The sequence below is a fragment of the Aquabacterium sp. A08 genome (assembly GCF_011742065.1).
The window spans coordinates 56,762-71,544 of the sequence record NZ_JAAQQT010000692.1 but is presented as its reverse complement, the minus strand read 5'-3'; the positions used below and the strand labels follow the sequence as shown (position 1 = coordinate 71,544).

General features: G+C 71.0%; 12 protein-coding genes. 5 read left to right on the top strand and 7 right to left on the bottom strand.

The genetic code is table 11. From position 1 onward, the window contains the following. Positions 1–1,962 (top strand): ATP-binding protein (locus tag HA630_RS19915; RefSeq protein WP_166837108.1); only part of this gene is annotated, 1,962 nt, incomplete at its 5' end. On the opposite strand, the gene recQ is transcribed toward HA630_RS19915, so the two are convergent. The 4 genes from recQ to hemB are packed head-to-tail and all read right to left on the bottom strand — an operon-like array spanning position 1,952 to position 6,460. Beyond that, positions 1,952–3,841, bottom strand: coding sequence for a DNA helicase RecQ (gene recQ / locus HA630_RS19910; protein ID WP_166837106.1), 1,890 nt, complete (start codon positions 3,839–3,841; stop codon positions 1,952–1,954). The genes HA630_RS19915 and recQ overlap by 11 nt on opposite strands. Before the next feature lie 2 nt (positions 3,842–3,843). Continuing rightward, positions 3,844–4,254, bottom strand: coding sequence for a rhodanese-like domain-containing protein (locus tag HA630_RS19905; protein ID WP_166837104.1), 411 nt, complete (start codon positions 4,252–4,254; stop codon positions 3,844–3,846). A gap of 24 nt (positions 4,255–4,278) precedes the next feature. Then, positions 4,279–5,433: a magnesium transporter CorA family protein gene (locus tag HA630_RS19900; RefSeq protein WP_166837102.1), complete on the bottom strand. Its 1,155-nt coding sequence runs from the start codon at positions 5,431–5,433 to the stop codon at positions 4,279–4,281. Between the two features lie 19 nt (positions 5,434–5,452). Next, positions 5,453–6,460 carry a porphobilinogen synthase gene (gene hemB, locus HA630_RS19895; RefSeq protein WP_166837100.1) on the bottom strand — a complete coding sequence of 336 codons (1,008 nt, stop codon included), beginning with the start codon at positions 6,458–6,460 and terminating at the stop codon, positions 5,453–5,455. A gap of 130 nt (positions 6,461–6,590) precedes the next feature. On the opposite strand from hemB, the gene HA630_RS19890 reads away from it, so the two are divergent. The 3 genes from HA630_RS19890 (at position 6,591) to HA630_RS19880 (ending at position 9,236) form a co-directional block, all read left to right on the top strand. Then, positions 6,591–7,688 carry a hypothetical protein gene (locus tag HA630_RS19890; protein ID WP_166837098.1) on the top strand — a complete coding sequence of 366 codons (1,098 nt, stop codon included), beginning with the start codon at positions 6,591–6,593 and terminating at the stop codon, positions 7,686–7,688. A 207-nt stretch (positions 7,689–7,895) separates the two neighbouring features. Next, positions 7,896–8,303: a DoxX family protein gene (locus HA630_RS19885; RefSeq protein WP_166837096.1), complete on the top strand. Its 408-nt coding sequence runs from the start codon at positions 7,896–7,898 to the stop codon at positions 8,301–8,303. 24 nt (positions 8,304–8,327) lie between these two features. Continuing rightward, positions 8,328–9,236, top strand: a complete 909-nt coding sequence (locus HA630_RS19880; protein WP_166837094.1) for a pirin family protein — start codon at positions 8,328–8,330, stop codon at positions 9,234–9,236. A 46-nt stretch (positions 9,237–9,282) separates the two neighbouring features. Here HA630_RS19880 and HA630_RS19875 read toward each other — a convergent pair whose 3' ends face one another. Then, the gene (locus HA630_RS19875) at positions 9,283–11,490 is read right to left on the bottom strand and encodes a malate synthase G (protein ID WP_166837092.1); all 2,208 of its coding nucleotides are present in this window, start codon (positions 11,488–11,490) and stop codon (positions 9,283–9,285) included. Between the two features lie 189 nt (positions 11,491–11,679). Between HA630_RS19875 and HA630_RS19870 the strand changes: the two genes are divergently transcribed. After that, positions 11,680–12,621, top strand: a complete 942-nt coding sequence (locus tag HA630_RS19870) for a LysR family transcriptional regulator (protein WP_166837090.1) — start codon at positions 11,680–11,682, stop codon at positions 12,619–12,621. 27 nt (positions 12,622–12,648) lie between these two features. Here the strand turns inward: HA630_RS19870 and selD are convergent, their stop codons facing one another. Beyond that, positions 12,649–13,719: a selenide, water dikinase SelD gene (selD, locus tag HA630_RS19865; protein WP_166837088.1), complete on the bottom strand. Its 1,071-nt coding sequence runs from the start codon at positions 13,717–13,719 to the stop codon at positions 12,649–12,651. Between the two features lie 12 nt (positions 13,720–13,731). Continuing rightward, the gene (gene senB, locus HA630_RS19860) at positions 13,732–14,715 is read right to left on the bottom strand and encodes a selenoneine biosynthesis selenosugar synthase SenB (protein WP_166837086.1); all 984 of its coding nucleotides are present in this window, start codon (positions 14,713–14,715) and stop codon (positions 13,732–13,734) included. Positions 14,716–14,783: the final 68 nt, after the last annotated feature.

Here is a 14,783-nt window from a genome sequence, read left to right as displayed (position 1 = left end):
AAAGACGTGCTGGCGGTGCTGGCCGCCACCGGCGCCTGGCTGGGGCAGGTGCTGGCGCCGCAGCAGACGCTGGTGGAGCGCAACATCGACACCCTGGCCGAGCTGCTGCAGCTCAACCGCGCCGAACGCGCCGTGCTGCTCTACGGCACGCTGGCGCGCTACCAGCGCGACCTGCGCAACCTGCTGGTGGAGTTCAAGGTGCACAACGCCCCCGAGGCCCACGCCGCGCTGGCCGACCTGGCCGGCGTCGAGCCGGCCGAGGTGGCCGAGGCCCTGCGCCCCGGCTCCCGGCTGGAGCGCATCGGGCTGGTGGACAACCTGCTGTCGGAACACAACATCACCGACATGGCCGACCTGATGAAGGTGAGCGAACGCCTGCCGCCGGTGCTGATGCGCGAGTACCGCCACCACCACGAGCTGATGGCGGTGTTCACCCGACCGGCCGCCCGTTCGCCGCTGGCGCTGGCCGACTTCGACTTCGTGCGCGACGACGCCCAGGTGCTGTGCGCCCTGCTGCGCGAGGCGGTGGCGCGGCGCGAGGCCGGCGTCAACGTGCTGCTGTACGGCCCACCCGGCACCGGCAAAACCGAACTGGCGCGGGTGCTGGCCCAGAGCGCCGGGCTGGAGCTGTTCGAGGTGGAGTACGCCGACCGCGAAGGCCATGCCCTGGCCGGGCGCGACCGATACCGCTCGCTGCAGATCGCCCAGGTGTTTTTGAAGGGCACGGCGCGCTCGGCGCTGCTGTTCGACGAGGTGGAGGACGTGTTCCCCACCCTGCCCGGCGCGGCGGCAGCCCACACGGGCCAAGCCGGCGGCGGGCGCAACGCGGGCACCGCCGTGGGCGGCAAGGCCTGGGTCAACCAGGTGCTGGAGAACAACCCGGTGCCCACCCTGTGGGTGACCAACCGCATCGACCAGATCGACCCCGCCTTCCGCCGCCGCTTCGCCTACCACCTGGAACTCAACAGCCCACCGCCCGGCGCGCGCGAGCGGCTGGTGCGCAAGGCGCTGGCGGGCGAGCCGGTGTCCGACGCGCTGGTGCAGCGCCTGAGCGAACGCCCGGGGCTGACGCCGGCACAGATCGGCACCGCGCTGCGCTTTGCCCGGCTGGTGGCGCCCGACGAGGCCCCCGACCCGGCCCGCTTCGACGGCCTGATCGAACGCCAGCTGGCCCACGCCGACCAGGCCCTGGGCCGCCGCCCCGGCGACCCGGCCCGGCCCAACCCACTGGGCTACGGCCTGGACTGGCTGCACACCGCCTCGCGCCACGCCCTGCCGCAGGTGCTCGCCGCCCTGCGCGCGCGCGGCCACGGCACGCTGTGCTTTTACGGCCCGCCCGGCACCGGCAAAACCGCACTGGCCGAACACCTGGCGCGCACCCTGGAGCGGCCGCTGATGCTGCGCCGCGCCAGCGACCTGGTGAGCAAGTTCGTGGGCGAGACCGAGCAGCAGATGGCCGCCATGTTCGCCGAGGCCGAGGCCGAACAAGCGGTGCTGCTGCTGGACGAGGCCGACAGCTTCCTGCTCGACCGGCGCGGCGCCCAGCGCGCACACGAGGTCAGCGAGGTCAACGAAATGCTGCAGGGCATGGAACGCTTTCGCGGCGTTTTCGTCTGCACCACCAACCTGCTGGAGCGGCTGGACGCCGCCGCGCTGCGCCGCTTCACCTTCAAGATCGAGTTCAAACCCCTGCGGCCGGCGCAGCGCTGGGCGCTGTTCGCCCAGGCCGCGCTGGGCCGCGCCACGCCGCCCGAGCCCGGCTGCGACGCCCGCCACACCGCCTGGGCCGCGCGGCTGCAGCGGCTCGATCAGCTCTGCCTGGGCGACTTTGCCGCGGTGCAGCGCCAGGCCGAGATTCTGGGCGAGGCGCTGGACCCGGACGCCTTCCTGGCCGAACTGGAGGCCGAACACCGCCTGAAACCCGAGGTGCGCGAACACCGCGCCATGGGCTTCACGGGTTGACGACGCGCAGCACCTCGGCGCCGTAGGCCTGCAGCTTGGCCTGGCCCAGCCCGGGGATGCCCTGCAGGTCGTCCAGCGACGCCGGCTGGCGCTCGGCGATGGCGCGCAGCGTGGCGTCGTGGAAGATGACGTAGGCCGGCCGGTTGTGTTCGCGCGCCACCTCGGCGCGCCAGGCCTTGAGCGCGGCCAGGGCCTCGCGCGCGGCCAGGGTCAGCGTGGCCTCGCTGGCGACCACGCGCTGGCGCTCGGCGCTGCGGTTGCGCGCGCCCTTGGGCGCCGCGCTCTGCACCCGCAGGCGCACCTCGCCCTCGCCCTTGAGCAACGGACGCGCCGCTTCGCCCAGGTGCAGGGTGTTGAAGTGCTCGCCGTCCACCCACACCATGCCGCGGGCGATGAGCTGGCGCAGCAGGCTGCGCCATTCGCTCTCGCCCAGCTGCGCCCCAATGCCGAAGGTGCTGAGCCGCTCGTGCCCGTGCTGCTGCACCTTCTCGGTCGCCTTGCCGCGCAGAATGTCGATCAAATGGCCCGCGCCAAACGCGGTGCCGCTGGCCTGCTGCACCCGGTAGATGCACGACAGCAGCTTGCGCGCGGCCTCGGTCGCGTCCCAGGTTTGCGGCGGCTGCAGGCAGTTGTCGCAGTTGCCGCAGGGCTGGGAAGCCTCGCCAAAGTAGGCCAGCAGCCGCACCCGGCGGCAGTCGGTGGCCTCGGCCAGGGCCAGCAGCGCGTCCAGCTTGCCGCGCAGCACCTGCTTGAACTCGTCGGCCGCCGGGCTTTCGTCAATCATGCGGCGCTGGTTCACCACGTCCTGCAGGCCGTAGGCCATCCAGGCGTTGGCCGGCTCGCCGTCGCGCCCGGCGCGGCCGGTTTCCTGGTAGTAGCCCTCGATGTTCTTGGGCATGTCCAGGTGCGCCACAAAGCGCACGTCGGGCTTGTCGATGCCCATGCCAAAGGCCACGGTGGCGACCATGATCAACCCCTCCTCACGCAGGAAGCGGTCCTGGTGGCGCTGGCGCAGCTTGGCGTCCAGCCCGGCGTGGTAGGGCAAGGCCCGCAGGCCGTGCGCCGCCAGCTGCGCGGCCACGTCCTCCACCTTGCGCCGCGACTGGCAGTACACCACGCCCGCGTCGTGGCCGTCGGGGCCGCTGTGCTCGCGTTCGATGAAGCGCAGCAGCTGCTGCAGCGCCTCCTTTTTCTCGGCGATCAGGTAGCGGATGTTGGGCCGGTCGAAGCTGCTGACGAAGTGCTGCGCGTCCTCCAGCCGCAGGTGATGCACGATGTCGGCGCGGGTCAGCGCGTCGGCGGTGGCGGTCAGCGCGATGCGCGGCACGTCGGGGAAGCGTTCGTGCAGCGCGGCCAGGCCCCGGTACTCGGGCCGGAAATCGTGGCCCCACTGGCTGACGCAGTGCGCCTCGTCGATGGCGAACAGGCTGAGCCGCCCGCGCTCGTGCAGCGACTGCAGCTGCGCCATGAAGCGCGGGGTGGTCAGGCGCTCCGGCGCGGCGTACAGCAGGGTGATGTCGCCGCGGAACAGGCGGCGCTCGACGTCGGCGGCTTCCTCGCTGCTGAGGCTGGAGTTCAGGTAGGCCGCTTCGACGCCGGCCTCCAGCAAGGCACCCACCTGGTCGTGCATCAGCGCGATCAGCGGCGACACCACGATGGCCACCCCCAGCCCGGCGCGGTGGCGCACGATGGCGGGAATCTGATAGCACAGCGACTTGCCACCGCCGGTGGGCATGAGCACCAGCGCGTCGCCGCCGGCGCTCAGGTGTTCGACGATGGCCTGCTGCGGGCCGCGAAAGCGGTCGTAGCCGAACACCTCGGCCAGCACCGACGCGCAGGCCGGGCCGGTCCCGGCGGCGTCCCGGGCGGCGGTGGCCACGCTCACATCTGTTCCCAGGGCAGCCCCTCGTAGCGCCAGCCGCTCACGGTGGAGCGGTGGAAGCGGTCGTCCAGCTCGCCCTCGAAGCCGTGCACCACGTGGGCCACGTCGGTGAAGCCGGCGGCCTCCAGCGCCTGGGCGGCTTCCAGGGTGCGCTTGCCGCTGCGGCAGATCAGCAGGATGGGGCGCTGCTTGCTCTCGGCCTCGGCCTCCACCTGGCGGGCAAAGCGGGCGGGGTCGGCGGCCAGGTCCGGGTACTCGTACCAGGGCACGTTGACCACGCCGGGCGGGCGCCCGACGTAGAGGGATTCGATCTCCATGCGCACGTCCACAAACAGCGGCGCCTGCTCGGACGGGTCGTCTGCGTGCGCCTGCAACCAGGCCCAGGCCTCTCGGGGTTGGAAATGCTTCATGGTCGGTATTGTCGCCGGGCCCGCTCAGCGGCCGTGTTCCAGGTAGCGCTTGCGCCAGAAGAACAGGCTCAAGCCCACCGCCACCCCCGCCATGCCACCCAGCGTCAGCCAGAAGCCGCCCTGTTCGTGCAGCAGCGGGATGAAGTCGAAATTCATGCCGAAAATGCCGGCGATCAGGTTCAGCGGCAGAAAGACGGCGGTGAGCACGGTGAGGGTGCGCATGATGTCGTTGGCGCGGTGGCTTTGGGCCGAAAAGTGCATTTGCACCGCCGCTTCGGCGCTTTGCTCCAGCCGGCGCACGTGGTGCACCACCCGTTCGATGTGTTCCAGCACGTCGCGGCTGCGCACCTTGAGCAGTTCCAGCCCACGCGCGCCGGTGGCCACGTCGTCGGGCGACCAGGCGTTGAGCGCTTCGATCCAGTCCTGCAGCGCGGCGCGCTGGTCTTCGCAGATCTCGTCCAGCTGGTGCAGGGCCAGCCGCGCGTCCAGCAGGCTGCCCCAGTTGTTGAAGCGGGTGCGCGGGTTGAGCAGTTCGGCCTGCCAGTGGTCGAGCTGGCGCGTGAGTTCGCGGCGCAGGTCCAAATAACCGTCCACCATCTGGCTGACCAGGCGCAGCATGAGTTCGGCCGGGCTGTCGGGCATGAGCCGGCCCGAGGCACCGCGCACCGCGCCAGCCGCCTCGGCCGGGGCGGTGTCGTCCCCGGCGCGGGCGTGGGCTTCGGCCCAGGCCAGCAGGCGGGTCGCGTAACCGTCGCGCACCGGGCACACCGCAGGGTGCACGGTGATGAGCACCCGGTCGAACACCGCAAACCCCACCGGGCTGGTGTCGATGCGGCGCAGCACCGGCGGCCCCCCGCGCGGCACCGAGCGGTGCAGGATGCGACCCGGGGCCTCCAGGTCGGTTTCCGACGCACCCTGCGCCAGCCGCCGAATCACCAGGATGTCGTACTGCGCGGTGTAGTCGAAGTGCGAGGGCAACTGGTTGTTCAACAGGTCGGACACGTGCAGGTCCACCAGCGGGGCGCGCAGCCAGGCGTGCAGGCGGGCCTGCACCTCGGCCTGCATCAGTTCGAACTCGCGCCGGCCCAGCGCCAGCCACAGAAAGCCTTGTGGCGGCAGGGCGTCGGGCAGCGCACCGTGTTCGCTGACGCGCTGGCCCTGGAGGTGGAAGACCCGCATGGGTGGACCGTGCGCCGGGTCAGCCCTGGCGCAACAGGCGCGCGGCTTCGCGGGCGAAGTAGGTCAGCACGCCGTCGGCGCCGGCGCGCTTGAAGGCCAGCAGGCTTTCCATCATCACCGCGTCGTGGGCCAGCCAGCCGTTCTGCGCGGCGGCTTTCAGCATGGCGTACTCGCCGCTCACCTGGTAAGCAAAGGTGGGCACCTTGAACTCGTCCTTCACGCGGCGCACCACGTCCAGGTAGGGCATGCCGGGCTTGACCATCACCATGTCGGCGCCCTCGGCCAGGTCCAACGCCACCTCGCGCAGGGCTTCGTCGGTGTTGCCGGGGTCCATCTGGTAGACCTTTTTGTCGGCCTTGCCCAGGTTGGCGGCGCTGCCCACCGCGTCGCGGAAGGGGCCGTAGAAGGCACTGGCGTACTTGGCGCTGTAGGCCATGATGCGGGTGTGCACGTGGCCGTGCGCCTCCAGCGCCTGGCGGATGGCGCCGATGCGGCCGTCCATCATGTCGCTGGGCGCCACGATGTCCACGCCGGCGGCGGCCTGGCACAGGGCCTGTTTCACCAGCACCTCCACCGTGGGGTCGTTCAGGATGTAGTTGTGCTCGTCGAGCAGGCCGTCCTGGCCGTGGCTGGTGTAGGGGTCCAGCGCCACGTCGGTCATGATGCCCAGGTTGGGCACTTTGGCCTTGAGTTCAGCCACCACGCGAGGAATGAGACCATCAGGGTTGTAGGCTTCGCGGCCATCAGGGGTTTTGAGCGCCTGGTCGATGACCGGAAACAGCGCCATCACCGGAATCCCCAAATCCACACACTCCTGCGCCACGGGCAACAGCAGGTCCAGGCTCAAACGCTCCACACCGGGCATGGAGGCCACGGCCTCGCGCCGGTTCTCGCCGTCCAGCACGAACACCGGGTAGATCAGGTCGTGCGCGCTGAGGCGGTGTTCGCGCACCAGGTTGCGGGTGAACACGTCGCGGCGCAGGCGGCGCGGGCGCGACAGGGGGTAGGGTGCGGTGTGCGTGGTCATGCCGGTATTGTGGCAAATGTGCGCCGCCCCCCTTGCAAGATGCGGGACGCGCAGTACACTGAATCGGATGTGTCCGGGCGCTTCGGCCCGGCTCCCGTTCCTTGTTGTTCGGCCCCGCCCCCCGACGCCTGTGTCACCGCCACCCACCCCCCCCACCGACCCGGACACCGCCCCCGGCGCCTGGCGCATGGCCGAGCACTGGCCCGAGCTGGCGCAGGCGGTGACCGACCAGGCCATCGAGTCGGTGGACCTGATGCTGCGCGGCCTGGACCTGCTGGTGCAGCGCGGCCGCCTGACCCAGGCCGAATACCAGGTGCTGGCCACACCGGCGCAGCGGCTCAAGCACTGTGGCATCCACGCCCAGCAGATCGTGCGCTTCCAGAGCGGCCGGGTGCGCCAGTCGCACGAAAAGATCGACCTGGCCTACGTGGTCGAGTCGGTGCTGCAGGAACGGCGCGACGACCTGGCGCTGATGGGCATCACCGTGCGGCGCAAGTTCCAGCCCATGCCGGTGCTGATCGACCCGACCCTGGGCTACAGCCTGGCGCAGGCCATGCTCGAATGGTGCACCCCGCTGGGCAGCCACATCGACCTGCGGCTGGACGCCCAGGGCGAGCCGGCCCGCGCCCGGCTGTGGATGAAGGTGCTGACCGACACCGCGCCGGTGCAAAGCCAGGTGTTCGTCGACAACATCCAGTGGCTGCTGCTGCGCCAGATCGCCGCGACCGACGGCGGCCTGGAGCTGACGCGCGAGGTGCAGCCCGACGGCGTGACCCTGACCGCGCTGTGCAAGCGCACCCTGGGCGCACCGCTGGCGGCCGACACCGGCGCGGCCGCCACCACGCCCTCCACCCTGTTCAAGACCGTCACCGGGGCCTACGTGCTGGTGTGCTCGGCCTCGGCCGACACGCGGCTGCAGGCGCTCGGGCTGGTCAAGCCGCTGGGCGCCAGCGCCGACGGCGTGGCCAGCGGCGCGCAGGCGGTGGCGGCCCTGCGCGACCGCGAGGTGCACCTGCTGGTGCTGGACGAGGTGCACCCCCCGGCCGACGTGGCCAGCCTGCAGTTCGAACTGGCGGCGCACCACCCGTCCCTGGCCGTGCTGCGGCTGGTGCCGGCCGGCAGCGCCACCCTGCCCATGGCCGGCATGGCGCCCACCACCGTGGCCATCGACACGCTGGGCACGGCGCTGGGGCCGGCGGTGATGTTCACCCTCTCCAACGTCATTTGAGTCCATCCGTCCGCCCAGGAGGCGCCATGCCGGCCGGGCATTTCATCCCCGAAGAACAACCGCAGAAAACGGCCGAGGCTTTGCAGGCATTTTTTGCCTGCCCCTTATCGTTCAGCATTTTTGAATGTTGCGACAGTTTAAATTCAAACTGAACTGCACGGTTGAAACTTACAGTTGGGCCATCGCAACTTCACTGGAGATCCCGCCATGTTCCAACACCCCGCCTTTCCCCTGGCCGCCCGCCTGCTGATGGTCGCGCTGTTCCTGCCCGCCGGGCTCAACAAAATCACCGGCTTTGAAGGCACCGTGGGCTACATCGCGTCGGTCGGGTTGCCACTGGCCACGGTGGGCGCGGTCGTCGCCATCGTGGTGGAAGTGGTCGGCTCGCTGGCGCTGCTGGCCGGTTTCGCCACCCGCTGGGCGGCGCTGGCCTTGGCGCTCTTCACGCTGGGCGCCTCGGTCTTCTTCCACAACTACTGGGCCATGCCGGCCGACCAGCAGTTTGTGCAACAGCTGTTGTTCTTCAAAAACCTCGGCGTGGTGGGCGGCCTGCTGGCCCTGGCGGCGGCCGGTGCCGGCGCCTGGAGCCTGGACGCGCGCCGCGGCGACGTCTGAGCCCTCACCCCCAAGGAGATCGCCATGTCCCAGCCTGCTGACCACCCACCCCTGACCACCTTGCAGGGCCACGAGAAAGACCTGGGCGGCGGCTTCCTGGTGCGCCGTCTGCTGCCCCAAGTGCAGCGGCGCACGGTGGGGCCGTTCGTGTTCTTCGATCACATGGGGCCACTCAGCGGCGTGGGTCAGCGCGAACACGACGTGCGGCCCCACCCGCACATCGGCCTGGCCACCCTCACCTACCTGCTGGCCGGCGCGATGATGCACCGCGACAGCACGGGCGCGGTGCAACGCATCGAGCGCGGCGCCGTCAATCTGATGACGGCCGGCCGGGGTGTGGTGCACAGCGAGCGCACGCCCGACGACCTGGTGGGCCAGCCGGTGCACACCCACGGCCTGCAGCTGTGGCTGGCGCTGCCGCGGTCGCACGAAGAAGCCCCGGCGGCTTTTGAACATGTGGCGGCCGACCGCTTGCCGCTGGAGCAGCACGGGGGTGTCGGCGTCCGCGTGCTGGTGGGCGAGGCCTTCGGGCAACGCTCACCGGTGGCCCTGCCCATGCAGACGCTGTACCTGGACCTGCGGCTGGCCCCGGGTGCCTCGCTGCGTGTGCCGCGCCTGGCGCCCGAAGTGGCGCTGTACGCGCCCGAGTCACCGTTCCTGGTGGATAGCCAACCGGTACCGGCGCGGGTGATGGCGCTGCCCGACGCGAGGGGTTTTACCCTGAGCGCCCCGGCCGACGCCCCTGCGCAAGTGCTGGTGGTGGGCGGCGAGCCGCCCGACGCGCCGCGCTACCTCTGGTGGAACTTCGTGTCCAGCCGGCGCGAGCGCATCGAACAGGCGGTGGCGGACTGGGAAGCCGGGCGCTTCCCGCCGGTGCCGGGTGACACCGAACGGATCCCGGCGCCGCCGTGGCGGCCCTTGAAAGCACCATGAAAAACGGCGCCCGGAGGCGCCGTTTTGTTGCGGGTTCAACGCTCGCTCAGGCCTGCCCGGCCTTCACCTTCAAACGCCAGGCGTGCAGCAGCGGCTCGGTGTAGCCGCTGGGCTGCTCCTTGCCCTTGAACACCAGGTCCAGCGCGGCCTGGTAGGCACCGCCCTGCGGGTTGGCCACCAGCGGCTTGTACGCCGGGTCGCCGGCGTTCTGGGCGTCCACCTTGGCGGCCATGCGGGCGTAGGTGTCGCGCACCTGCTGCTCGGTCACCACGCCGTGGTGCAGCCAGTTGGCCACGTGCTGGCTGGAAATGCGCAGCGTGGCGCGGTCCTCCATCAGGCCCACGTCGTTGATGTCGGGCACCTTGGAGCAGCCCACGCCCTGGTCCACCCAACGCACCACGTAGCCCAGAATGCCCTGGATGTTGTTGTCCAGCTCGGCCTGCTTGTCTTCCTCGCTCCAGTTCGGGGTGGCGGTCACCGGCACGGTCAGCAGGCCGGTGAGCAGGTTGTCGCGCTCGGCGTCGGCGTCGATCTGCTCCAGCTCTTGCTGGATGTCGGACACCAGCACCCGGTGGTAGTGCAGCGCGTGCAGCGTGGCCGCGGTGGGGCTGGGCACCCAGGCGGTGTTGGCACCGGCCTTGGGGTGGCCGATCTTCTGGTCCAGCATGGCGGCCATCAGGTCGGGCATGGCCCACATGCCCTTGCCGATCTGCGCCTTGCCACGCAGGCCCATGCCCAGGCCGACCAGCACGTTGTTGCGCTCGTAGGCCTGGATCCAGGCGCTGGTCTTCATGTCGCCCTTGCGCACCATGGGGCCGGCCAGCATGGCGGTGTGCATTTCGTCGCCAGTGCGGTCCAGGAAGCCGGTGTTGATGAAGGCCACGCGGCTGGCGGCGGCGGCGATGCAGGCCTTCAGGTTCACGCTGGTGCGGCGCTCCTCGTCCATGATGCCCAGCTTGACGGTGCTGTCGGGCAGGCCCAGCAGCTGTTCCACGCGGCCGAACAGCTCGGCGGCGAAGGCCACTTCCTTGGGGCCGTGCATCTTGGGCTTGACGATGTAGACGCTGCCGGTGCGGCTGTTGCGGATCCCGTGGGCGCCGTTGCCCTTGAGGTCGTGCAGCGCGATGGTGGTGGTGACCACCGCGTCCATGATGCCCTCGGGGATTTCGCGCGCAGTGCCGTCGGCGGCGGTGTAAAGGATGGCCGGGTTGGTCATCAGGTGGCCGACGTTGCGCACGAACATCAGGCTGCGGCCGTGCAGGCGCACCTCGCCGCCGTGGGGGGCGGTGTACACGCGGTCGGGGTTGAGGCCGCGGGTCATGGTGCGGCCGCCCTTGTCGAAGGACTCGGTCAGCGTGCCCTTGAGGATGCCCAGCCAGTTGCTGTAGCCCAGCACCTTGTCTTCCGCGTCCACCGCGGCCACGGAGTCTTCCAGGTCGAGGATGGTGGACAGGGCGGCTTCCAGCACCACGTCGGCGACGCCGGCGCGGTCGCTGGCGCCGATGGCGGTGCTGCGGTCCACGACGATTTCCAGGTGGTTGCCGTGGTGCTTGAACAGCACGCCGGCGGGGGCGGCGGCCTCGCCGCGGTAGCCCACGAGCTGGGTCGCGTCCTTCAGGCCGGTGGTGTGGCCGTTGTCCAGCGTCACCTGCAGCGCGCCGCCGACGATGGCGTAGCCGGTGGCGTCGTCGTGCGAGCCCTGGGCCAGCGGCACGGTCTGGTCGAGGAAGTGGCGGGCGAAGGCGATGACCTTGGCGCCGCGTTTGGCGTTGTAGCCCGGGCCTTTGGCGCAGCCGTCGGCTTCGGAAATGGCGTCGGTGCCGTACAGCGCGTCGTACAGGCTGCCCCAGCGCGCGTTGGCGGCGTTCAGGGCGTAGCGCGCGTTCAGGATGGGCACCACCAGCTGCGGGCCGGCCTGCACGGCCAGTTCGGCGTCCACGTTGGCGGTGGTGGCTTGCACGCCGCTGGGTGCCGGCACCAGGTAGCCGATGGTTTCCAGGAACTGGCGGTAGGCGGCCATGTTCTGGATGGGGCCGGGGTTGGCGCTGTGCCAGGTGTCCAGCTCGGTCTGCAGGCGGTCGCGCTCGGCCAGCAGGGCGATGTTCTTGGGCGCCAGGTCGGCCACGATGGCGTCGAAACCGGTCCACCAGCGGGCGGCGTCGACGCCGGTGCCGGGCAGCACCTGCTGGTTGACGAAATCGTACAGCGCGGTCGCGACTTGCAGGCGGCCAACGGCGGTGCGGGGCGTGGACATGGGCAAAACCTCCAGGATAGAAAAAAAGGGTGGGCCCATTCCGGCCCATGCAACACCGCTACTGTATGCCACTGGGCCCACCCGATTGGTGGGCGGTTTGCGCAGTGACTCGTGACATTTTTATAATGAATCCGGCAAATCTTTCCGACAACAGCAACTTTTAACCCTCCCAATCTCCCACAGGTGCGCATGGACAAGCTCAAAGCCATGGAAACCTTCGTCGCCGTGGCCACGCGGGGCAGCCTGGCCGCGGCCGCCCGCGCCGAGGGGGTGGCGCCGGCCATCGTCGGGCGCCGGCTGGACGCGCTGGAAGAGGCGCTGGGGGTCAAGCTGCTGGTGCGCACCACCCGGCGCCTGACCCTCACCCACGAGGGCAGCGCCTTCCTGGAGGACTGCCAGCGCCTGCTGGCCGACCTGGCCAACGCCGAGGCGAGCGTGAGCGCCGGGGGGGTGAAGGCCAAGGGGCACCTGCGCATCACCGCGCCGGCCGGCTTCGGGCGGCGGCACGTGGCGCCGCTGGTGCCGCAGTTCCACGAACGCCACCCCGAGGTCACCGTCTCGCTCAACCTGAGCGACCGCGTCATCGACCTGGCCGCCGAAGGCTACGACTGCGCGGTGCGCGTGGGGGACTTGCCCGATTCGTCGCTGGTCAGCATTCGCCTGGCCGACAACCGGCGCCTGTGCGTGGCCACGCCGCGCTACCTGCGCCAGCACGGGCGGCCGCAGCACCCGCACGACCTGGCGCGGTTCGATTGCCTGACGCTGTCGTCGGACGCGTCGCAAACGCGCGGCTGGGCGTTCCAGCTGCCCCCGGGCGACGACGGCAAGCCAGGGGAGCTGATCCACCTGCGCCCGGGCGGCCCGCTGGACTGCTCCGACGGGCAGGTGCTGCACGAGTGGTGCCTGGCCGGCCACGGCATCGCGTGGCGCAGCATCTGGGAGGTGGAAAGCGACATCGCGGCCGGCCGGCTGCACAGCGTGCTGGACGAATTTGCCGCGCCGCCCAACGGCATCTACGCGGTGTTTCCCCAGCGCAAGCACCTGGCGCTGCGGGTGCGGCTGTGGATCGACTTCCTGCGCAGCCGCTACGGCCAGCCGGATTTCTGGTCGCGCCCGGCGGGGGCGGGCTGAACGCCACCCACGACCACCCCAGCGCCGTCAGACCACCTGCAGCTTGACGCCACCGGGCTGGGCCTCGGCGATCTCGCCCACCTCGGCCGCGTCGGCAAAGCCGTGCCGCTGGAAAATGGCCAGCACCTCGGCCACCGCCTCGGGCGCGCAGGCCACCAGCAGGCCACCGCTGGTTTGGGGGTCGGTCAGCAGCGCGCGGTCCACCGGGTCCAGGCGTTCGGCCAAGGCCACCTCGTGGCCGTAGGCGGCCCAGTTGCGCCCGCTGGCCCCGGTCACCATGCCGGCCGCGGCCAGCTCGCGCACGCCGTGCACCAGCGGCACCCGGTCCATGGCCAGGCGCACCGTGGCGCCGCAGCCGCGCGCCATTTCCAGCGCGTGGCCGGCCAGGCCGAAGCCGGTCACGTCGGTCAGCGCGTGCACGCCGGCCAGCGCGGCCAGGTCCGGGCCCGGGGTGTTGAGCTTCGTGGTGAGGGCGATCATCTGCGCGTAGCCTTCGGCCGGCAGCGCGTCTTTCTTCAGCGCGGCCGACAGCACACCCACGCCCAGCGGTTTGCCCAGCACCAGCCGGTCGCCCACGCGGGCGTCGGCGTTGCGCTTGACGCGCTGGGGGTGCACCAGGCCCAGCGCCACCAGCCCGTAAATCGGCTCCACCGAGTCGATGGTGTGACCGCCCGCGATCGGGATGCCGGCCGCGCGGCAGACGCTCTGGCCACCGTCCAGAATTTTGCCGATGGTGTCGGTGCTGAGCACGCTGATGGGCATGCCCACCAGCGCCAGCGCCATGATGGGGGTGCCTCCCATGGCGTACACGTCAGAGATGGCGTTGGTGGCCGCGATACGCCCGAAATCGAACGGGTCGTCCACGATGGGCATGAAGAAGTCGGTGGTGGCGATCAGCGCCTGCTCGTCGTTGAGCCGGTACACCGCCGCGTCGTCGGCGGTCTCAATCCCCACCAGCAATTCCTTGGGGATGGGCATCGCGCTGGTGCCCTTGAGGATGTCCGACAGCACGCCGGGCGCGATCTTGCAGCCACAGCCACCACCGTGCGACAGGCTGGTCAGGCGGGGTGGGGCGGCGGGCGTGGCGGGGGCGTTCATTGGGCGGTCCTTCTACAAGAGTTCATCGATCACGGCGCGCAAGGCGGCCCGCTCGGCGGCGGGTTCGAACAGCGCAGCGCGTTGTGCGCATTGTGCTTGCAAGTGCGCCAGCACGCCGTCGGACGCGCCGATGCCCGCCCGACAGCGGCGCAACCAGGCCACCAGGGCCGGCGCATCGCCCGGGGGGAAGTAGCCGGCATAGCCTTCGCCCAACATGCCCACGTTGCCCGGCACGCGCGAGGCCAGCACCGGCGTGCCGCACAGCACCGCCTCCATGACGACGTGAGCGCCGCCTTCCATGCGGCTGGGGTGGACCAGCACGTGCGCGCGCTGGATGCGCTGGCGCGCGGCGGCGTGGGGCAGGCCGCCCAGCCAGCGGTAGTGCGGGCAGGCGGCGGCCGTGGCCCGGGCCTGCTCGCCCAGGGCCGGGTCGAGGGCCTGGCCGATGTGGTCGATCAGGATACCTTCGCCAGGGTGCAGCAGGCGCGCGGCCTCGAACAGGGTCTGGGGCCATTTCTCGTCGCGCAGGTGGCCCACCGCCACCGCCCGCAGGTGCGCGGCGGTTTTGGGCAGGGTGGCGCGCCGGGTGCTGGACTGGAACACCACCCGGCATTTGTCGCGCCACGCGGCCGGCACATCGGCCGGCGCCTGCTCCTGCAGCACGATGAGCCGCGTGGCCAGGGCCAGCGAGCGCTGGGCGTCGGCGTCCACCGCGATGTCGCGGTACAGGTCGGTGCCGGTGAGGGCCACCACCAGCGGCCGACCCGGGCAGGCCTCGACCCAGGCCGCGATGCTGGCGGCCGAGCGGCGCGCGTGCAGCGCCAGCAGCACGTCGGCCGCTGTGGCCGCGCCGCCGGCGTCGGGCCACTGGGGCACCACATGCACCCGGAAGGCGCCGGCCAGCAGGCGCGCCCAGCGCCGCGCCGTCTGCCAGTTGCCGTTGTTGGCGTCGGCCAGTGCGGGGGTGACCAGGCAGAGGGTGGGCAGAGCGGGCATGGTGGGGTGGGAGCGGTTCGGCCGATTGTGACGCGGCACCGACCACGCCGCGATGCCCCGTGCGCCAA

Coding starts and splice junctions, on each gene's coding strand:
- HA630_RS19885 (WP_166837096.1), top strand. CDS start 7,896: ATGTTCCAACACCCCGCCTTTCCCCTGGCCGCCCGCCTGCTGATGGTC.
- HA630_RS19875 (WP_166837092.1), bottom strand. CDS start 11,490: ATGTCCACGCCCCGCACCGCCGTTGGCCGCCTGCAAGTCGCGACCGCG.
- senB (WP_166837086.1), bottom strand. CDS start 14,715: ATGCCCGCTCTGCCCACCCTCTGCCTGGTCACCCCCGCACTGGCCGAC.
- HA630_RS19905 (WP_166837104.1), bottom strand. CDS start 4,254: ATGAAGCATTTCCAACCCCGAGAGGCCTGGGCCTGGTTGCAGGCGCAC.
- HA630_RS19870 (WP_166837090.1), top strand. CDS start 11,680: ATGGACAAGCTCAAAGCCATGGAAACCTTCGTCGCCGTGGCCACGCGG.
- selD (WP_166837088.1), bottom strand. CDS start 13,719: ATGAACGCCCCCGCCACGCCCGCCGCCCCACCCCGCCTGACCAGCCTG.
- HA630_RS19880 (WP_166837094.1), top strand. CDS start 8,328: ATGTCCCAGCCTGCTGACCACCCACCCCTGACCACCTTGCAGGGCCAC.
- hemB (WP_166837100.1), bottom strand. CDS start 6,460: ATGACCACGCACACCGCACCCTACCCCCTGTCGCGCCCGCGCCGCCTG.
- HA630_RS19900 (WP_166837102.1), bottom strand. CDS start 5,433: ATGCGGGTCTTCCACCTCCAGGGCCAGCGCGTCAGCGAACACGGTGCG.